The organism is Bacillus solitudinis (genome assembly GCF_002797395.1).
GTDB lineage: Bacteria > Bacillota > Bacilli > Bacillales > Bacillaceae_D > Halalkalibacter_A > Halalkalibacter_A solitudinis.
In genome coordinates this window covers 1,012,077-1,032,902 of sequence record NZ_KZ454943.1, presented here as the reverse complement: position 1 = coordinate 1,032,902, position 20,826 = coordinate 1,012,077, and the positions used below count along the sequence as shown (strand labels likewise).

Genomic DNA, 20,826 nt, shown 5'->3' with positions numbered 1-20,826 from the left:
GTTATGCGTAAAACAAAAATAGTTTGTACGATTGGTCCAGTAAGTGAAAGTGTAGACATGCTAGTAAAGTTAATGGAAGCCGGAATGAATGTTTGTCGTTTAAACTTTTCACATGGGGATTTCGAGGAGCATGGTAATCGAATTAAAAATATTCGAATAGCTTCAGAAAGAACAGGGAAAACGGTTGCTATCTTACTTGATACAAAGGGACCCGAAATTCGCACGCAAACATTAGAGAATGGGGTAGCAGAATTAAAGGCTGGACAAGATCTTGTTATTTCAATGACTGAAGTTGTAGGAAATGAAAAGAAAATTTCAATTACATACCCTGGATTGATTAATGACGTTAAACCGGGTTCAAAAATTTTATTAGATGATGGACTAATCGGACTAGAAGTTACCGAAGTGCATTCGGACGAAATTGTAACAAAGGTATTGAATAGTGGCACGTTAAAAAATAAAAAAGGTGTAAATGTTCCTAATGTCAGCGTCAATCTGCCTGGAATTACAGAAAAAGATACGGCTGATATTAAATTTGGGATTGAACAAGGTGTTGATTTTATTGCGGCATCATTTGTTCGTCGTGCGTCTGATGTTCTTGAAATTCGTGAGCTATTGGAGCGAAATAATGCAACAAACATTGATATCATTCCAAAAATCGAAAACCAAGAAGGTGTCGACAACATTGATGAAATCCTTGAGGTTTCGGACGGATTGATGGTGGCTCGTGGTGATTTAGGTGTTGAGATTCCAGCTGAGGAAGTACCACTAGTTCAAAAAGAATTAATTAAAAAATGTAATGTTGTTGCAAAGCCAGTTATCACAGCGACTCAAATGTTGGATTCAATGCAACGCAATCCACGACCAACTCGTGCAGAAGCAAGTGACGTTGCGAACGCTATTTTTGACGGTACCGATGCAATCATGCTTTCTGGTGAAACAGCAGCTGGGGATTACCCAATTGAAGCTGTTGAAACGATGAATAATATCGCAACTAGAACGGAAGAAGCATTAAATTATGAAGCTATTCTTAGAAAAATGGTAAAGGAAGCAAATATGTCAATTACAAGTGCGATTGGACAATCTGTTGCTTATACGGCATCTAACTTGAATGCAGCTTCAATTTTAACTGCAACTGAAAGTGGATATACAGCTAGAATTGTTTCAAAATATCGTCCGAAATCGACGATTGTTGCTGTCACTAGTAGTGAACATGCGTTTAGAAAGTTAAATCTTGTTTGGGGTGTTGTACCCGTACTTGGCAAAAGAGGAAATACAACAGACGAAATGCTTGAAGCAACAGTGGATTCAGCTGTAAAATCAGGAAACATCATGCAAGGTGATTTAGTTGTTATTACAGCAGGCGTTCCTGTTAATGAATCTGGTACGACAAATCTATTAAAAGTCCATGTCATTGGCGAAGTCGTTGCTAAAGGACAAGGAATAGGTCGTCGCTCTGCTTCTGGTAAAGTAGTTACTGCTCGTAATGCAGATGAGGCAAATGAGAAGGTTCAAGAAGGTTCCATCCTTGTTACTTATAGTACGGATAAGGATATGATTCCAGCATTTGAAAGAGCTGGAGCTGTTATTACAGAAGAAGGTGGATTGACTTCCCATGCGGCTGTTGTAGGAATTAGTCTTGGCAAGCCAGTCATCGTTGGTGTGGAGGGTGCGTTAACATTATTTACCGATGAAGATGAAATTACCGTAGACAGTACCCGTGGTCATATTTACAGAGGCCATGCAAGTGTATTATAATTGACCAAAAGGAGAAGGATACACCTTCTCCCTTTTTTTATAGTCGCGCCCGCGCGACGACAGCCGAGCGAAGAGAGGCTCATATCTTTATATCTTTTTATAGTCGCGCTCACTGTAACTTTAAAATGAGGAGATTAATATGTTTAAAGTACTATTTTTACTTATTATTATTGTTCCCGCTTTAGAAATTGCTGTGATGCTTTTGTTTGGTCAATTAATTGGTTTATGGCCAACAATCACTATAATCTTATTAACAGGCATATTAGGTGCCTGGTTAGCTAAAAAAGAAGGCTTGCAGGCAATACGCCTAGCTCAACTTCAGGCTACCAAAGGAGAAATACCAAGTGGTGTCCTTTTAGATGGGATTTGCATATTAGTAGGTGGTGTTGTTTTACTAACACCAGGTTTTATAACCGATGCAATTGGTTTCTTTCTGCTTTTTCCAAAAACAAGAGCTATCGGAAAGGCCTTTTTACTAAAGCTTTTTGAACGGTTGGTTAGAAATGGTAACTTTATTATCATGTCGAGAAGGTAACTGCTCATAAATGAGTGGTTATTTTTTTTGATTTTTAATATATGCCCAAATATCTTCCAGTACTTTCGTACGGTAAATGGTTCTAAGAAAGATTAGTGCAGCTGGTCCAATTAGTAATCCAACAAATTGAAACAATTGAAAACCAACAAATAAAGCAACGAGCATAGCGAGAGGAGCAATTCCGAGCGAAGCGGAAAGCACGCGTGGTTCGAACAATTGACGCTGAATAAGGACAATGCAGTATAAAATGGCGATACCTGTTGCTAAATGATTTTGGGCGCTCATAAAACTGTAAATAATCCAAGGAATAAAGATAAAGCCTGTGCCAAGATAAGGAATTAAATCAACAATAGCAATGATAAGTGCAGTGGTAATAGGGTACTTGATGTCGAGAAAAAGGAAGCCAACAAGCACAATAAAGCAAGTCATCGATATAAGGAGAAACTGACCCTTCATATAGTCGAATAGTGCTTGTTTCATGTCGAGTAGAGCAGTATGAATATGTGTTGCTACGGAAGTAGGAAGCAGTTTTCGAAATAATGCAGTTAATGTATTCCAATCTTTGCTAATAAAAAAAGTAGAGAGCAAAGAGAAAACGAAGACAGTTGCTAAATTTGGTAGTGAAAGTAGAAAGTGAGATAATCCATGTAAAATAGATTGAATGGTTTGACTGACCGTTCCAGTGAATTGATTTGTAAAACTTTTAACAGTAGAAAGTACAGTATCTTGCTGTGACTCGTCTAAAGTGGCAAAAAGAGCCATTAGCTGCTCAACAAAAGGAAAAACCCTTGTAAAAAACAGATGCTCCGTACTTTCTTTCATTGTGATTAGATGGATGGGAATCGCAGAAGCTAGATAAGCGCTTCCTGCAATAATTTCAGCAATTAAAAACGTCATAAAACCACTAACAAGAATGAGCAACAGAAATAAGCATATAAGAACTGCAAATCCCCGATTAAAACGAAAATAACGCTCTTGAAATGAGACGATGGGATTAATAAGAAATGCTAGGACAAATCCAATAAGAAAAGGATAAGCAAGTGAAAACAAAAAAAATATCAATCCAATAACCAGTAAGATACATCCAATGACTAGCAAAAAACGATAGAACGGTTGCAGAGAGAAAGGCATCTCCTTGCTCCTTTCTAAAATAAGTTGAATACAGTATATGAATGAGTCAGGACAAACATGTTGAAACACTAAAAACAAAAAATATAAAGGGAGATTATTAAAGTATTTAAGTAGTATTCATAAATTTGTATGTTAAATAATCTCTCGAAATATAAGGATATCTTAAGTGTAAATGGGAATAATTTTAAATAGTAAAGAAAATAGTCTAGATACGGTATATTTTGAAGTGCAAAACCTAGCGTTCATGATAGATTTTCATCGTTTTAATCAAAGATTAAAGGGTTCATCTATCTTGGCGGATTTTTATAATCTATGATATGCTTATTATGAGTGCTACGGGGAAGGTTGGGTAATAACTTTGATTTCACAAGCAACGTTATTTATGCTAACTTTATTGGTTGTCGCGATTATCGCCAAAAATCAATCTCTTCTTGTTGCTGTCATCGTATTACTAGCTATTAAATGGATTGGTTTGGGTGATGAGCTCTTTCCACTTATTCAGCAAAAGGGAATACATATTGGCGTAACTATCATCACGGTAGCAGTTTTAACACCTATTGTGACTGGTGAGATTGGGTTTAAGCAGCTAGGAGAAGCTGTTCGCTCTTCCTACGCATGGATAGCACTGGGCTCAGGAATTTTTGTTGCCATCATTGCAGCAAGTGGGGTTGAGTTATTAAAGAATGATCCGCATATTACAACTGCGCTAGTATTTGGAACTATTCTAGCGGTTGCTCTTTTTAATGGTGTAGCAGTCGGACCAATGATAGGAGCTGGAATCGCTTATTTAGCTATGAGGATTGTCCAAATGTTTGGAAACCTAGGTGGCTGATAGGCTTTTTATATGCATAAACAGATTAAATCCCGCAAATATAAAATTTTTGTGAACATTATTCATTCACAAACTTTAAAAAAATGTTTATAATGGAGTTTGTGATGCTTCCTTCCTACATAGCTATAACATTTCTATTTTTAATAGAAATGTAAGCATTTACGGTTTTTGAGAATAGGAAAGATATTTAGGGAAAAGGAGAGGGTAAACGTGAGTACAACTCGTGGTCTAGAAGGTATTGTTGCAACAACATCTAGTGTAAGTTCTATTATTGAAAGTGTCCTAACATATCAAGGGTATGATATTGATGATTTAGCGGATAATGCGAGTTTTGAAGAGGTTATTTATCTTCTTTGGAACGGACGCTTACCGAAAGCGGATGAGTTGCGTCAATTAACGGAAGACTTGGCTCAGTATGCTGAAATACCAAGCGGTATTATAGAGCAAATGAAGTCTTATCCTATTGAAAAAGTCCATCCAATGGCTGCCCTTCGTACCGCAATTTCAGGTCTCGCATTATTTGATGAAAGTGCAGATATTATGGAAGAAAAAGCAAATCATATTAAAGCACTTAAACTTCAAGCGCAAATTCCTACAATCGTGACAGCGTTTTCGCGTATCCGTGATGGGAAAGATCCTGTTGCTCCTCGCAAAGACTTGGGTTTTGCAGCGAACTTTCTTTATATGCTAAACGGCGAAGAGCCGGACGAAATTGCAGTAAATGCATTTAATAAGGCACTTGTTCTTCATGCTGACCATGAGTTGAATGCTTCAACGTTTACAGCTCGTGTTTGTGTGGCGACATTGTCTGATGTCTATTCTGGTATTACAGCAGCAATCGGTGCTTTAAAAGGGCCATTACATGGTGGTGCGAACGAAGCAGTTATGAAAATGTTAGCGGAGATTGGTGAAGTTGAAAATGTAGAGCCTTATATTCGTAAAGCTTTAGACAACAAGGAAAAGATTATGGGATTCGGTCATCGTGTCTATAAAAATGGCGACCCACGAGCCAAGCATCTTAAAGAAATGTCAAAACGCTTAACTGAAATTACAGGTGAAACAAAGTGGTATGACATGTCATCTAAAATTAATGATATGGTTACTAGTGAAAAGGGATTGTTACCAAACGTTGATTTTTATTCTGCGAGTGTTTATCATAGCCTTGGAATTAAGCATGATTTATTCACACCGATTTTTGCGATTAGCCGTACGTCTGGTTGGTTAGCTCACATTTTAGAGCAGTATAGTGATAACAGACTAATTCGTCCGCGTGCTGATTATATTGGTCCGCAAAAACAAAAATATGTTTCTATTGAAAATCGTTAAGCTTTTTTGAAAAGTAAGAGGATGAACAAAATTCAGGAGGTTTTTTATAATGTCAAATGGTGAAGTAATCAAAGTAAATAATGGTGTTCTCGATGTACCAAACAACCCGATTGTTCCTTATATCGAAGGAGATGGAATTGGTCCTGATATCTGGGCAGCATCTTCACGCGTTATGGATGCAGCAGTTGAAAAAGCATACAATGGTGAAAAGAAAATTGTGTGGAAAGAAATTTTGGCTGGGGAAAAGGCATTCAAAGAAACTGGTAGTTGGTTACCTGAAGAAACACTTGATGCAGTTCGTAAATATATGATTGCAATCAAAGGTCCTTTAACTACACCAATCGGTGGGGGAATTCGTTCATTAAATGTAGCATTACGTCAAGAGCTTGACCTTTATGTTTGCTTACGCCCCGTTCGTTATTTCAACGGAGTACCGTCACCAGTTAAACGTCCAGAAGATACAGATATGGTAATCTTCCGAGAAAACTCTGAAGATATTTATGCAGGTATTGAATATCAAGCTGGTTCAGACGAAGCGAAAAAACTAATTGCTTTCTTACAAAATGAGTTAGGTGCAACGAAGATTCGTTTCCCTGAAACTAGTGGTATTGGAATTAAGCCTGTATCTCAGGAAGGAACAGACCGACTGGTTCGTGCAGCGATTCAATATGCTTTAGATGAAGGCCGTAAGAGTGTGACGATTGTTCACAAAGGAAACATCATGAAATTTACAGAAGGTTCATTTAAGACTTGGGGTTATGAATTAGCTGAACGTGAATTCGGAGATAAAGTCTTCACTTGGGCTCAATATGACAAGATTGTTGAAAATGAAGGCAAAGAAAATGCAGACAAAGCTCAAGCTGATGCGGAAGCAGCTGGTAAAATCATTGTAAAAGATTCAATTGCTGATATTTTCTTACAACAAATCTTAACGCGTCCCAAAGAGTTTGACGTTGTAGCAACAATGAATTTGAATGGTGACTATATCTCTGATGCGTTAGCAGCACAAGTTGGTGGAATAGGTATTGCTCCTGGAGCAAATATTAACTATGATTCTGGTCATGCAATTTTTGAAGCAACTCATGGTACAGCTCCAAAATATGCAGGTCTTGATAAAGTAAATCCATCTTCTGTTCTTCTTTCAGGCGAGTTAATGCTTCGTCATCTTGGCTGGAACGAAGCGGCTGATTTAATTATGGCTTCTATGGACAGAACAATTGCAAGCAAGGTTGTAACATATGACTTCGCACGTCTAATGGATGGTGCAACAGAAGTTTCTTGCTCAGGTTTTGCTGAAGAACTTATCAAAAACCTTTAAGTTAACGGAGTACAACCATAATATTAAGCTGGGAGAGTGAAAAAACCATGGCAATTAAGCGCAGAAAGATTTCAGTTATCGGCGGTGGCTTTACTGGTGCAACAACAGCTCTTATGGTGGCACAAAAGGAACTTGGTGATGTCGTCCTAGTTGACATTCCTCAAATGGAAGGCCCAACAAAAGGAAAGGCACTTGATATGCTTGAATCAACACCAGTACAAGGAATCGATTCAAACATCATCGGTACATCTAGTTATGAAGATACAGCCGGTTCTGATGTGGTCGTTATTACTGCTGGTATTGCTCGTAAGCCTGGAATGAGTCGCGATGATCTTGTTAATACGAATGCAGGGATTATGAAGGCTGTAACAAAAGAAGTGGTCAAGCATTCACCGGACTGCTACATTATCGTATTAACAAACCCTGCTGATGCAATGACTTACACTGTTTATAAGGAATCTGGATTTCCTAAAAACCGTGTAATCGGACAATCAGGTGTTCTTGACACAGCTCGTTTCCGAACGTTTGTCGCTCAAGAATTGAACCTTTCAGTAGAGGATATTACTGGTTTTGTTCTTGGTGGTCACGGAGATGACATGGTTCCGTTAATTCGCTACTCAGCTGCAGGAGGCGTACCGTTAGAAAAGTTAATTCCGGCTGAACGCATCGAAGAGATTGTGGAACGTACTCGTAAGGGTGGCGGAGAAATTGTTGGTCTTCTTGGAAACGGGAGTGCTTACTATGCACCTGCCGCATCGCTTGCTCAAATGGTTGAAGCAATTATTAAGGATAAGAAACGTGTTATTCCTACAATTGCTTTACTAGAAGGCGAGTATGGTTATGATAATCTTTACCTTGGGGTACCTACAATCCTTGGTGGAGACGGAATTGAAAAGATTATCGAACTTGACTTAACAGATGAGGAAAAGGCACAATTAGCCAAATCTGTTGACTCTGTTCGTGCGGTAATGGCTGCTCTTCCAGCACAATAATACATTATTTAAGAAAAGCCCTCATTGCGAGGGCTTTTTACATATGAAAAAAGAGTAAATTTTTACAAGAAGTTTGTTATACTAGATTAAGATAAAGAGAATATATTCACATTTGACAAAGGGAATTGTTGGACCGTTTAATATCGTCTCTATACATAGAGAGTGGAGGATGAATGATGTCACAGCGATTATTAGTTGTAGACGATGAACAATCAATCGTAACGCTTTTACAGTTTAATCTTGAGAAATCAGGCTATGAAGTTGTCACAGCCATGGATGGAAAGGCAGGTCTAGAGCTTGCAAGGACTCAATCCTTTGATTTAATTGTACTTGATTTAATGCTACCTGAAATTGATGGATTGGATGTGTGTAAACAGCTTCGCCAAAGTAAAATTTTAACTCCAATATTAATGTTAACGGCTAAAGATGATGAATTTGATAAAGTACTCGGGTTAGAATTAGGTGCCGATGACTATATGACCAAGCCGTTTAGCCCGCGGGAAGTGGTAGCAAGAGTTCGAGCGATCCTTCGTAGAAGTGGGCAACAAAACGTTGTGTCTGTACAAGAAGAAGCCGAAGAATTTGCACAGCTCATTAAATTTGGTGAGGTTGAAATTTACCCAGAGAATTATGAAGTATATTACCGTAAAAAGGCATTAGAATTAACACCAAAGGAATTTGAACTATTTTTATATTTAGCTAATAATAAAGGGCGAGTCTTAACAAGAGACCAACTCCTTAATGCGGTTTGGAATTATGAGTTTGTTGGCGATACGAGAATTGTAGATGTGCATATTAGTCATTTACGAGAAAAGATTGAGCCGAATACTAAAAAACCAGTTTATATAAAAACGATAAGAGGTTTAGGCTATAAATTAGAGGAGCCTCAATTGAATGTTTAAGTTGCGATTTCGGTTTGTTATTGCCGTTTTAATTATTACGATGGCGGTTATGACAAGCTTAGGGTTAGTAATTGGACAGCTTTATGAGGACTTTTATCTAAATAATTTCACAGATAGGTTAGAAAAGGAAGCAGATTTAGTTGCGTTTACAATTCTCAATCAAGATTTTAATGAATCTTCTGTTCAAGAGTATACAAAGGAAATTAGTGAAAAACTTTCTGCCCGTGTCACAGTAATACTAGCAGATGGTACGGTTATCGGAGAGTCTTCCAAAGATCCTTCCACTATGGACAACCACTTAAACCGTCCTGAGGTCAGAAAGGCACTTTCAGGTTTACATGGCAAATCAACTCGTTTTAGCAGCACAGTCGAAGCAGAAATGCTTTATTATGCTAAGGCGATGGTTCAGGATGATACAGTTACCGGGTTTGTACGATTGGGATTACCTACAACAACATTAGATCGTATGAAGGAAAAGATTTGGGAAATTATAGCAGCCAGTTTTATCATTGGTTTTATTATTATTGCCATAGTAACTTATCGTGTTGCCAATCAAATGATTCGGCCTATTGAGAATGTGACGTCTGTAGCAAATGAGCTAGCAGAAGGTAATTTTAAAGCAAGAGCTTCAGAAGGTAGACAAGATGAAGTTGGTCAGATGACGAAATCGATAAATGTCCTAGCTTATAATCTTGAGCAAATAACTACGAGACATCAAGTCCAGCAAGAGCGTATGGAAACATTAATTGAAAATATGGGAAGTGGCCTTATATTAATTAACACTCGTGGTGACATCACGCTTATTAACCGAACTTGTCAAGATATTTTCCAGGAGAATACTGACTTATGGTTAAATCAGCTATATCATGATGTGATTAAGCATAAGGAGATTATTAAAATAGTTCAAACGATTTTAATAACCGAGGAACGACATCGGAAACAAATCAGCTTCCCTGTCCATCTCACAATTCGCCACTTTGATGTGTACGGAGCTCCTGTTATGAGTAATTTAGGCATATTAAATGGAATTGCTTTAGTTTTTCATGACATTACAGAGTTAAAGAAGTTAGAGCAAGTTCGTAAAGACTTTGTGGCGAATGTATCTCATGAACTGAAGACGCCTGTCACGTCGATTAAAGGATTTTCAGAAACGCTTCTAGATGGTGCTATGGAAGAACCAGAGCTACGAGAAAAGTTTCTTGAAATCATTTGGAAGGAAAGTGAGCGTCTTCAAGGGCTCATTAATGATTTATTGGAACTTTCCAAGATTGAACAGCACTATTTTAAACTTAATTGGCAGCAAACAAATTTAGCTCATATCGTCGAAGAAGTGTTCACGATACTTGAAGAAAAATCTAGTAAGAAAAGCATTGAACTTGATTTGAAGATGGAAGGCAATCTTGAAATGTCAGGGGACCCTGAACGAATCAAACAAATAATTATTAACCTTATTAATAACGGTATTACCTATACCCCAACTGGTGGGATTATCGAAGTCCACCTAAAGGAGTATAAGCAATGGATAAAAATGGAGGTAAGCGATACCGGTATAGGCATAAGTGAAAATGAACTTCCACGTATTTTTGAGCGTTTTTACCGAGTAGATCGTGCGAGAAGCAGAAATTCTGGTGGTACTGGGCTTGGCTTAGCGATTGTAAAGCATCTAATAGAAGCGCATCATGGTAAAATACACGTTGAAAGTGAAGTTGGGAAAGGCACAACTTTTACGATATTATTTAAACGTGAATTCGATGAAGAGTAAAGTCACATTAAACGAAATTTCGTGTTCAAAAAGGCGAACTTTGTTGAAGGCAATGAAAAAGCTCTTTGAGAAAGCTGCCAAGGAGCAAATCGCTGCGAAAAATCAGATGACAGCAGTTTTAAAATAAAGCAAGGTCTCCACTCATTACTTAATAGGGAACTGAAAAAGGTAAAAAAACCTTTTTCAGTTCCCTTCTTTCTTTACAAATAATTTACACCATATTCATGTGTCCTTAACTATTTTCCTTTATTATAATCATTGAACGGTTCATCAATGCCGCTTAATCAAACTGTTTTACTCATCCCTTCAGTTTGATTAAACCCTTTGTTTTGGACGAGAGCCCCCCTTTAGCTCTCGTCCATTTTTTTGATACAGATATAAGTGAGCTTTTGAGTGATTCATAGAGAGTAGAAGCTCCACCCCCTGCTAAAATTACTTGTAGATAACTTAAAACTTGGCAATGGCTCCGTGCGTCACTCTTCTTGCGATAAGAAAAACACTCATCTTAAGCCTTTTAAAAGGTGTAGTTAATCCGTTTATTGCTTAGGGGGGTGCCCTCCTCGATTGTTCACATAGATTTGTCAACTTTTTTCCTAATTGAGTCCTCTTGCTATTCTTTTTGTACTATAATAGTAGAGGTGGATTTACGGGTTAATAAATGTTGAAACCGAATTAGGTTAAGGAACGTAGAAAGAGTATCTAAAATGAAAGAAGGGATAACATGATTACGATTAAACAAATGGTTGTTGGCTTTATCTCATTAATTGGTATCGTCATACTCGGCTTATTTCTTGTAACTGGTTGGTATATAGTTGATGAATCAGAGCAAGCAGCACTTATAACGTTTGGTAAAGTTGAACAGACCATTGATGAACCAGGTTTGAAATTCAAAATGCCTTGGCCAATCCAACGAGTTGAAATCTTATCAAGAGGAACCTTTAACCTTCAAGTAGGTTATAAAGAAGAAGATGGAGAAGTCGTTGAATTTACAAATGAAGCGAAAATGATTACAGGAGATGAAAATATTCTATTTGCTGATTTGGCCGTTCAATGGAGAATTACAAATCCAGAGCAATATCTATATAGCACACAAGATCCAAAAGTCGTCCTTTATAGTGCGACGTCCGCTTCTCTTCGTGGTGTGATTGGAAGCTCTAGTGTTGACGAAGCCCTTACAGACAAGCGACCAGAAATTGAGGCAGCTGTTTTTGAGAATCTAGTTGAGTTACTTGAAGTTTACCAAATTGGAATTAGTATACAGGATGTAAAACTCCAAGATGTAGAACTACCAACTGACGAAGTACGTCGTGCGTTTACAGATGTAACGGATGCTCGTGAAGAACGATTAACAAAGATAAACGAAGCGAATAAATATCGTAACCAAAAAAAGAACGAGGCAGAAGGGGAAGTCGATGCGATTATGTCGCGGGCGGAGGGAACCCGTACAGAACGAATTGAGCATTCTCGTGGTGATGTTGCAAAGTTTGATGCCCTCTATACTGAATACCTAGTCAACCCGGAAGTCACACGTCAAAGATTGGTTCTTGAAACATTGGAACGAGTTCTACCATCAACAGAAATCTATATCATGGATAGCAATAACAATGATACGGTAAGCTATTTGCCAATACGACCAATTGAACGTAAACCTGAAGCTGCATCAGAAGGAGGGGCGAATTAATGAGTGATGAAAATATTGTAGACATTAATGAACGGCGTCCTAGTGATGAATGGAGAAAATATACAAAGCTGATTGCTGTGGCTGTTATCTTAATTGTTATTGTTGTAACGATTATTAGTAATTTATTTATAGTTGAACAAGGTGAATATAAAGTTGTCCGCCAATTCGGTGAAGTTGTGCGAATTGAAAACGAACCGGGTTTAAGTTACAAAATTCCATTTATTCAAAATGTCACGACACTACCTAAGTATCAAATGGTGTATGATATTCCACCAGCAGAAATCAACACACGCGATAAAAAGCGGATGTTAGCAGATCATTATGCCGTTTGGAAAATCGAAAGTCCTCAGTTAATGATCTCTAATGCTAGAACGTTTCAAAATGCCGAGGCGATTATGGGAGAGCTTATTTTTTCTGCAATTCGAGCAGAATTAGGTCAGCTGAATTTTGATGAAATAATTAATGAGGAACAGTCTTCACGTGGTAGTTTTAATGATTTAGTTCGTGACCGCGTGAATGAAGCGTTAGAGCGTAATAAGTACGGAATTCTTTTGACAGACGTCCGTATGAAGCGTATTGACTTACCTGAGGAAAATGAAGAAGCTGTCTATCGTAGAATGATCTCTGAACGACAATCAACGGCTCAGGACTATTTATCTCAAGGTGATGCTGAAGCAAATCGTGTCCGTGCCAAGACGGATAAAGAAGTTCAAGAAATGCTTGCTAAAGCCAATGCAGATGCTAATGAAATTATTGGTGAAGGTGAAGCTGAAGCTGCAAAAATATACAATGAATCATTCGGAAGAGACACCGAATTTTATCAACTTTATCGCACTCTGCAATCTTATGAAACAACCATTAATGATGAAACTGTTATCGTTCTTCCTGCAGATTCACCATACGCTCGTATTTTAATGGGCTATATAGACTAAGGTTTTTAGAGGGGGTGTCAAAGGTTTTTACCTTATGACACCCCCTCTTTCTCATTATCAATCGAGTTGTGCTAAAATGAAGACGGGAATCTAAGTGTAGAGAGGGGCCTTTCAAATTGAAAAAGCTCATATTAATTGATGGTAATAGTATTGCATATCGAGCATTTTTTGCATTGCCTTTATTAAATAATAATAAAGGTGTGTATACAAATGCTGTGTATGGGTTTACTACGATGCTTTTAAAAATTATTGAAGAAGAACAACCAACTCATATGATGGTTGCTTTCGATGCGGGGAAGACTACATTTCGTCATAAAACTTATGGTGAGTATAAAGGTGGTCGCCAAAAAACCCCACCAGAATTATCCGAACAATTTTCTCTAATTCGCGAGCTTTTGGATGCGTTTTGTATTACTCGTTTTGAAATGGATAATTACGAGGCTGATGACATTATTGGAACGTTAGCTAAAAAAGCAGAAAAAGAAGATTGGAACGTAAAGATTTATTCAGGAGATAAAGACTTATTACAGCTTGTCTCTGATAAAGTCACCGTTGCTTTGACAAAGAAAGGCATTACAAACATTGAGGCATTTGATGAAAAGGCAATTGATGAAAAGTATGGAATTAGTCCCCTTCAAATTATTGATATGAAGGGACTGATGGGAGACAGTTCAGATAATATTCCTGGAGTTCCTGGAATCGGTGAGAAGACAGCTTTAAAGCTATTAAAAGAATTTGGAACGGTTGAAACGGTTCTAGAGTCAATTGATAAAATCTCCGGTAAAAAGATGAAAGAGAAGCTTGAGGAGAACAAAGAGCAAGCTATGATGAGTAAAGAGCTTGCTACAATTTATTTAGAAGTACCATACGACAGTAATCTTGAAGACTTTTCCTTTGGTCATTATGATAAGAAAAAAATTGTCTCCCTTTTTAAGGAACTTGATTTTTCTTCACTAATTTCAAAATTTGATGAAGATGGAGAGACACTTGAAAAGGAAGAATTCGACGATGTGAAGTTTGAAATCATAGACGATATCAAAGCTGAATATTTAATGAATCCATCTGCTCTTGTTGTTGAGGTCATCGAAGAAAATTATCATAAAGGAGATATACTGGGAATGGCTGTCACCAATGAGGCAGGTCATTTCTATATCCCTACAGAAGTTGCCTTAAAATCCGATATTTTCCTTGAGTGGGCTAAAGATGAAACAAAAGAAAAGTGGGTACTAGATGCAAAGCGTTCCGTAGTGGCGCTCGGATGGAAAAATGTCTTGCTTGATGGGGTCACGTTTGATTTGTTAATGGCTTCCTATATTCTTGACCCGTCTGCCTCTTCACATGAGGTTAGTGACATATCCAAGCGCAAAGGTAAGGGACAAGTTCAAGAAGATGATGTGGTCTATGGCAAGGGAGCAAAACGCAGCATCCCAGAGTTAGACGAATTAGCCGATCATATTGTTAGAAAAGCGGATACAGTATTTAAGTTAAAAGAATCACTAGAAGCAGAATTAAAGGAAAACGAACAATTAGAATTATTTAAAGAACTAGAAATGCCCTTATCAATCGTTTTAGGTAGAATGGAAACCACAGGAGTAAAGATTGATACAGAGCAATTGAAACAAATGGGAGCAGATTTAGAAAAACGTTTAATCGTATTAGAACAGCATATTCATCAGCATGCGGGTTTGAAGTTTAACATCAATTCACCAAAGCAGCTTGGAGAAGTGCTTTTTGAAAAGCTTGGTTTGCCACCTATAAAAAAAACAAAAACAGGCTATTCCACGTCAGCAGATGTTCTTGAAAAGCTCGCTGATGATCATGAAATCATTCAACATATTTTACATTATCGTCAGCTTGGAAAGTTAAATTCAACATATATCGAAGGTTTGTTAAAAGTAACAAGTGAAAAAAATAGAATTCATACAAGATTTAATCAAGCCTTAGCACAAACAGGCCGACTAAGCTCAATTGATCCGAACCTCCAAAATATCCCAATCCGCTTAGAAGAGGGTCGGAAAATACGTAAAGCCTTTATACCATCTGAATCTGGTTGGAAAATTCTAGCGGCTGATTATTCACAGATTGAACTACGTGTTCTGGCTCATATCGCTAATGATGCAAAGCTTATTGAGGCTTTCCAAGAAGATATGGACATTCATACAAAAACAGCAATGGATGTTTTTCATGTCAAGGCAGATGAAGTAACTAGTAATATGCGGAGAAGTGCAAAAGCTGTTAACTTTGGGATTGTCTACGGTATTAGTGATTATGGTTTGTCACAAAGCTTGAATATTACTAGGAAAGAAGCAGCAGAATTTATAGAACGTTATTTAAAAAGCTATCCTAGTGTAAAAGATTATATGGAAGATAGCGTTAGTCAGGCGCGAGAAAGCGGCTTTGTGTCAACGTTACTTCATCGCAGGCGGTATTTACCAGATTTAACGAGTAGCAATTTTAATAAGCGGAGCTTTGCGGAACGCACGGCAATGAATACACCGATTCAAGGGAGTGCTGCTGATATTATTAAAAAGGCAATGATTGATATGGCCAAAAGACTTGAGGATGAACAATTAGAAAGCCGTATGCTTATTCAGGTTCATGATGAATTAATATTTGAAGTTCCTGAAAAAGAAGTCGATAAAATGCTGAAAATTGTTCCTGAAGTGATGGAACAAGCTGTCAGTCTTAAAGTACCTTTAAAAGTTGACGTGTCCGCAGGAGAGACTTGGTATGATGCAAAGTAAGGGAGAGGGTAGTCATGCCTGAATTACCAGAAGTTGAAACAGTACGGAGGACGTTAGGACAGTTGGTGGTCGGTAAAACAATCGAAAGCATTGAAGTTGGCTGGGGACGAATCATAAAAAAACCAGATGATATCAATGAATTTACAACGATGTTAGTAGGGCAAACGTTCCGCGCTATCGGTCGAAGAGGGAAGTTTCTAATATTTCATCTTGATGATGTGGTTCTCGTTTCTCATTTGAGAATGGAGGGACGGTATGGAGTATATAAGAAGACAGATGAACGTTCTACTCATACTCATATTATTTTCGAATTCACTGATGGGACAGAGCTTAGGTATCAGGATGTTCGCAAATTTGGAACGATGCATGTGTTTGCTAAAGGAACGGAAGAGTTAGAGTTACCGCTGTCTAAGCTTGGCTTAGAACCGTTTTCAGAGGATTTTACCGTTGAACAGTTGAAAAGTGGGATGAAAAAGACAAATCGAAAAATAAAAGTAGCCTTGCTTGACCAAAATACAGTGGTTGGCTTAGGTAATATTTATGTTGATGAAGCTCTCTTCCGTGCAGGAATTCACCCGGAAAGGTCAGCCAATTCATTGCAAGAAGGGGAATATGTGAAGTTACATAAACATATTATAAACACTTTGCAACAGGCTGTTGATTTGGGGGGAAGTTCAATAAAATCGTACGTAAACGGTCAAGGAGAAATGGGGATGTTCCAACAAAACCTTGATGTGTACGGAAGAAAAGAAGAACCATGTAGAAAATGTGGAACCCTGATAACAAAGACGGTTGTAGGGGGAAGAGGCACACATTTTTGTCTGAAATGCCAAAAATAAATGTACATTGGATAGGCTCCTACCATATACTATCATATCGATTTTAATGGAAGGGGCTTATCGTGATGTTAGAGATTCTTTCATTGCTTGCACTTGCGCTTGCAGTAAGCTTAGATAGCTTTGGAGTAGGTTTAACGTATGGATTACGAAAAATGATACTACCGTTAAAATCTTTGATTTTTATTGCGGGATGTTCCGCCGCATCAATTATCATTGCCATGGCCTTTGGAAGAGTTATCCAGTCACTTTTGTCAGTTAGAGTGGCAGAGTCTTTAGGAGGGGTTATTCTAATACTGATTGGAGCTTGGGCTTTATATCAAGTATGTAGGCCTGCAAAAAACTCACAAAAGACAAAAGAAGATAAAGTTATCCTGAGTTTTGAAATCAAAATGTTTGGGGTCGTTATTCGTATTTTAAGAAAACCCATGGTGGCAGATCTAGATGATTCCGGAACAATTACTGGACGTGAAGCTTTCTTGCTTGGGATTGCTTTATCTCTAGATGCTTTTGGTGCAGGGATAGGGGCCGTACTTATAGGATATTCACCAACTTGGTTGGCGTTTTGTGTAGCTTTGATGAGCGCGCTATTTGTTACGCTTGGAATGAAGAGTGGCTATCGTTTTTCAGATTCAAAAGTTATAAAGAAGTTCTCATTTATACCGGGTTTATTATTAATTTTACTGGGTGTGATGAGTTTATAGGAGCTGGGAACAAGTATGTTAATTGGATTAACCGGTGGAATTGCTAGTGGCAAATCAAGTGTTTCGGCGATACTTAAACGTATCGGGCACCCGCTTATCGATGCAGACCAAATTGCTAGGGATGTCGTCGAGCCAGGTGAAGTGGCTTTTGATAAAATTGTGTCTCATTTTGGGAAAGCGATTTTAAAAGAAGATGGTACTATCGCTAGAAAACGCTTGGGTGCAGTCGTTTTTAACGATGAGGCTGAAAGAGAGGTATTAAATAAGATTGTCCACCCTGCTGTTCGTACCCGGATGAATGAGCAAAAAGAGGATTATCTAAGACAAGGGTTTGAAACAATTATCTTTGATATCCCTCTTTTATATGAGAGTAATCTATTTCATCTCGTTGATAAGGTGATGCTTGTTTATGTTAATAAACATGTTCAGCTTGAAAGACTTCTAAACCGAGATAAATCCAAAAAAGATGAGGCACTAAAGAGGATACACTCACAACTGGATTTAGAGGAAAAGCGTATGAGAGCAGATTCAGTTATTGATAATAATGGTTCTTTAGAAGAGACAGAAAAGCAAGTACTTAGAACTTTAGATGAATGGGATATTAAACCTCCAAATTAGTTTGGAGGTTTTTTCGGGGTTAAAATAGAAAAAATTATCGGTTAAAGCAAAAAAAACTGTTTAAAGAAATTATATATGTTATACTATTTATGTTTAAGTTGATGAATAGTATAACATATATAAGGAGAGGTGTTTAATTAGTGAAAGTAAGAGTAGCAATTAACGGGTTTGGACGAATTGGGCGTATGGTATTTCGAAAAGCTATTTTACATCCTGAGATAGAAATTGTGGCAATTAATGCAAGTTATCCATCTGAAACTATCTCCCATCTAATAAAATACGATAGCATTCACGGTATATTTCCAGCTGATATAAAAGCGTTAGCCAATGGAATAAGGGTGAATGGGCAAGACATTATATTATTAAAAGCACGAGACCCAAGGCAGTTACCTTGGGGAGAAATGGACATTGATATTGTCGTTGAAGCAACAGGGAAATTCAAAACAAAAGAAACAGCAGGTTATCATTTAGAGGTAGGTGCCAAAAAAGTTCTAATTACAGCGCCTGGTAAAGATGAAGATAAAACAATCGTAATGGGTGTAAATAATCATGAGTATGATCATGAAAGTCATCACATCATCTCAAATGCCTCTTGTACTACAAACTGCCTAGCGCCTATTGCAAAAGTTATCGATGAAGCTTTTGGAATTGAGAACGGGATGATAACAACAATACATTCTTACACAAATGACCAGAAGAATATTGATAATCCACATAAAGATTTGAGGAGAGCTAGAGCTTGTGGACAATCAATCATTCCGACAACTACAGGAGCAGCTAAAGCAATTTATAAAGTATTACCTCAACTGGAAGGGAAATTGAATGGGTTGGCTTTGAGAGTACCTACACCAAATGTATCACTTATTGATTTTGTTGCGACAGTTAGTCATGACGTTTCTGTTTTTGATGTGAACCGGATATTAAAGCTAGCTGCTGAAACATCACTGATAGGAATATTAGACTATTCAGAGGAGCCGCTGGTCTCGATTGACTTCACTGGCAATGAAAACTCATCGATTGTTGATGGTCTATCGACGATGGTGCTAAATAAACGACAAATCAAAATACTAGCATGGTATGATAATGAGTGGGCTTACTCATGTCGGATCGTCGATTTAATGAATATGATTGCACATGAAATGAACCTCACGAGCAATACTAAATCAGCTTAGAGATCTTAAATTATAAGAATTGAGTCCCCAAGTATTTTGAATTGTTCACTAAATCGAGACAACAATAAGGGAGCTAGAAATAAGGAGATAGGACCAAAGAGAGAAACTTTTGCCTTGCAAAGGAAGAAAATCGTCCAATAAAAAGATAAAGATATTGTTGCATTCGAATTATAAAACAAGTATACTGATTTTCGTGAACTTCAATTAGAGCAAACCAGGAATCGTTTATTTGCAGTAACGGGTTAGGACCTCTCTGGACTAACTTTCCCCCGTGTAACTGAACATTCCTACATGCTTGAGAAGGCATGAATTTTTGGTAAAGGGGGATTCAACTTATGGACACTATGGGTCGTCACGTCATTGCAGAGCTTTGGGGTTGTAACGTGGAGAAGTTGAATAATATGAATTTGATTGAACGGGTTTTTGTGGATGCTGCTTTAAAGGCAGGAGCTGAAGTGCGCGAGGTTGCATTTCATAAGTTTGCTCCACACGGTGTAAGTGGCGTGGTTATTATTTCTGAATCACATCTCACGATTCACAGTTTTCCGGAGCATGGTTATGCAAGTATTGATGTGTATACGTGTGGAGATCGAATCGATCCAAACGTAGCATCTAACTACATCGCAGAAGCACTTGGTGCATCAACAACTGAAGTCATCGAGGTTCCAAGAGGTATGGGACCAGTTAAAATTGAAAAATCAAAAGTTGAGGCACTATAAGATACAGGGAGCGAGGTGATATTCACCTCGCTTTTTTGGTACAAAGAAAAGGTTCCTACCGAAGGACGATGAAAAAGTCCCTTTTAGCAGATTTAAGGAAGAGGCAATGGCTCCACACGTTGCGCGCCACTATGAGAAACCCACTCATAGCAAGCTTAAGAACAAGTAACGGTTCCGCTCATTGCTTAAAGGCTATAGAAAAAAGGTGGAAATCGTACTTTTTTCAGTGCGCTCCTACTATCGGTTTTTCTTATGTTTTTTTCTTTTCCTACATATACTTAGCTATGATATGATAAAATGATAGTATAAAACGTTGAAGGTAAGGTGAAGACTATGGGGTTAAAAGAATCACTAATGATGTTTTTTAGTGCGAGAGCTGAGTCATCAGAAAAGCATTTTATTGAAGAATTAAAAACGCGTTACTATAAAACCTCAAAAGATAAAGCAATTGAAGCAGTAGAGAGTGTATTAAATAAAGAAGGACTTAAAGTGAAAAGAATTGAAGCAGAGCGCGGTGAAGTCATTGCAACATCTCAATCTGGTCAAAAAGTACTTCTAATCGCAACGGTTGTAACAGTTAGACCATTTCGTACTGCGGTTGACTTTTCTTGTTCAAAAGAAACGATTTTACCTTCAGATTTTGGGTATAGCCGTAAGAAAGTTATTAAATTGTACCAAATGCTTGATAAGGAACTCACATACATAGGTTCTGCTCTTGGTGATGAGCTACTGTAAGCCTTTTCGTTACTACAAACGGTAAAACATTCCTTTACTACCTTAGAATCTTAGTCGGAAGTGCTTGTCAGTCTTCGCCTTTTTCTATATCATGGAGATTAGGAAAAAGAAGAACGTGACCTGTACAAA

At 37.8% G+C, this 20,826-nt stretch carries 18 protein-coding genes; 17 read left to right on the top strand and 1 reads right to left on the bottom strand.

Annotation, left to right across the window (positions count from 1 at the left end; genetic code table 11):
* Positions 1 to 3: 3 nt before the first annotated feature.
* Together pyk and CEF19_RS05140 are read left to right on the top strand one after the other, a co-directional pair.
* Positions 4 to 1,758 carry a pyruvate kinase gene (pyk, locus tag CEF19_RS05145; protein ID WP_100405092.1) on the top strand — a complete coding sequence of 585 codons (1,755 nt, stop codon included), beginning with the start codon at positions 4 to 6 and terminating at the stop codon, positions 1,756 to 1,758.
* A 139-nt stretch (positions 1,759 to 1,897) separates the two neighbouring features.
* Positions 1,898 to 2,293, top strand: coding sequence for an FxsA family protein (locus CEF19_RS05140; protein ID WP_100405091.1), 396 nt, complete (start codon positions 1,898 to 1,900; stop codon positions 2,291 to 2,293).
* Positions 2,294 to 2,311: 18 nt separating this feature from the next.
* Here the strand turns inward: CEF19_RS05140 and ytvI are convergent, their stop codons facing one another.
* Positions 2,312 to 3,424 (bottom strand): sporulation integral membrane protein YtvI, encoded by a 1,113-nt coding sequence (ytvI, locus tag CEF19_RS05135; RefSeq protein ID WP_100405090.1) that lies wholly within the window; start codon positions 3,422 to 3,424, stop codon positions 2,312 to 2,314.
* A 358-nt stretch (positions 3,425 to 3,782) separates the two neighbouring features.
* Between ytvI and CEF19_RS05130 the strand changes: the two genes are divergently transcribed.
* The 15 genes from CEF19_RS05130 to CEF19_RS05060 all read left to right on the top strand — a co-directional run bounded on the left by CEF19_RS05130 (position 3,783) and on the right by CEF19_RS05060 (position 20,697).
* Positions 3,783 to 4,256, top strand: coding sequence for a DUF441 domain-containing protein (locus tag CEF19_RS05130; protein ID WP_100405089.1), 474 nt, complete (start codon positions 3,783 to 3,785; stop codon positions 4,254 to 4,256).
* Between the two features lie 210 nt (positions 4,257 to 4,466).
* Positions 4,467 to 5,582 (top strand): citrate synthase, encoded by a 1,116-nt coding sequence (citZ, locus tag CEF19_RS05125; protein WP_100405088.1) that lies wholly within the window; start codon positions 4,467 to 4,469, stop codon positions 5,580 to 5,582.
* 49 nt (positions 5,583 to 5,631) lie between these two features.
* The gene (gene icd, locus CEF19_RS05120; protein ID WP_100405087.1) at positions 5,632 to 6,900 is read left to right on the top strand and encodes an NADP-dependent isocitrate dehydrogenase; all 1,269 of its coding nucleotides are present in this window, start codon (positions 5,632 to 5,634) and stop codon (positions 6,898 to 6,900) included.
* Positions 6,901 to 6,947: 47 nt separating this feature from the next.
* Complete coding sequence (gene mdh, locus CEF19_RS05115) at positions 6,948 to 7,892, top strand: malate dehydrogenase (protein WP_100405086.1); 945 nt, start codon at positions 6,948 to 6,950, stop codon at positions 7,890 to 7,892.
* A 176-nt stretch (positions 7,893 to 8,068) separates the two neighbouring features.
* Positions 8,069 to 8,794: a response regulator transcription factor gene (locus CEF19_RS05110; protein ID WP_100405085.1), complete on the top strand. Its 726-nt coding sequence runs from the start codon at positions 8,069 to 8,071 to the stop codon at positions 8,792 to 8,794.
* Positions 8,787 to 10,556 carry a two-component system histidine kinase PnpS gene (pnpS, locus tag CEF19_RS05105; protein ID WP_100405084.1) on the top strand — a complete coding sequence of 590 codons (1,770 nt, stop codon included), beginning with the start codon at positions 8,787 to 8,789 and terminating at the stop codon, positions 10,554 to 10,556. The genes CEF19_RS05110 and pnpS overlap by 8 nt, the downstream gene beginning before the upstream one ends.
* 721 nt (positions 10,557 to 11,277) lie before the next feature.
* Entirely contained in the window at positions 11,278 to 12,237 is a 960-nt protein-coding gene (gene hflK / locus CEF19_RS05100) for an FtsH protease activity modulator HflK (protein WP_100405083.1), read from the top strand.
* Entirely contained in the window at positions 12,237 to 13,169 is a 933-nt protein-coding gene (gene hflC / locus CEF19_RS05095) for a protease modulator HflC (protein WP_100405082.1), read from the top strand. Before hflK ends, hflC begins: the two co-directional genes overlap by 1 nt.
* 116 nt (positions 13,170 to 13,285) lie before the next feature.
* Entirely contained in the window at positions 13,286 to 15,913 is a 2,628-nt protein-coding gene (polA, locus tag CEF19_RS05090) for a DNA polymerase I (RefSeq protein ID WP_100405081.1), read from the top strand.
* 14 nt (positions 15,914 to 15,927) lie between these two features.
* Complete coding sequence (gene mutM, locus CEF19_RS05085; protein ID WP_100405080.1) at positions 15,928 to 16,752, top strand: DNA-formamidopyrimidine glycosylase; 825 nt, start codon at positions 15,928 to 15,930, stop codon at positions 16,750 to 16,752.
* A gap of 65 nt (positions 16,753 to 16,817) precedes the next feature.
* On the top strand, positions 16,818 to 17,453 hold the full coding sequence (ytaF, locus tag CEF19_RS05080; RefSeq protein ID WP_100405079.1) for a sporulation membrane protein YtaF: 636 nt from the start codon (positions 16,818 to 16,820) through the stop codon (positions 17,451 to 17,453).
* 15 nt (positions 17,454 to 17,468) lie between these two features.
* The gene (coaE, locus tag CEF19_RS05075) at positions 17,469 to 18,071 is read left to right on the top strand and encodes a dephospho-CoA kinase (protein WP_100405078.1); all 603 of its coding nucleotides are present in this window, start codon (positions 17,469 to 17,471) and stop codon (positions 18,069 to 18,071) included.
* Between the two features lie 140 nt (positions 18,072 to 18,211).
* A complete protein-coding gene (locus CEF19_RS05070; protein ID WP_100405077.1) occupies positions 18,212 to 19,243 on the top strand; it encodes a glyceraldehyde-3-phosphate dehydrogenase in 1,032 nt (343 codons plus the stop codon).
* A gap of 335 nt (positions 19,244 to 19,578) precedes the next feature.
* Positions 19,579 to 19,962, top strand: coding sequence for an adenosylmethionine decarboxylase (gene speD, locus CEF19_RS05065; protein WP_100405076.1), 384 nt, complete (start codon positions 19,579 to 19,581; stop codon positions 19,960 to 19,962).
* A 333-nt stretch (positions 19,963 to 20,295) separates the two neighbouring features.
* Positions 20,296 to 20,697 carry a DUF1499 domain-containing protein gene (locus CEF19_RS05060; RefSeq protein ID WP_100405075.1) on the top strand — a complete coding sequence of 134 codons (402 nt, stop codon included), beginning with the start codon at positions 20,296 to 20,298 and terminating at the stop codon, positions 20,695 to 20,697.
* Positions 20,698 to 20,826: the final 129 nt, after the last annotated feature.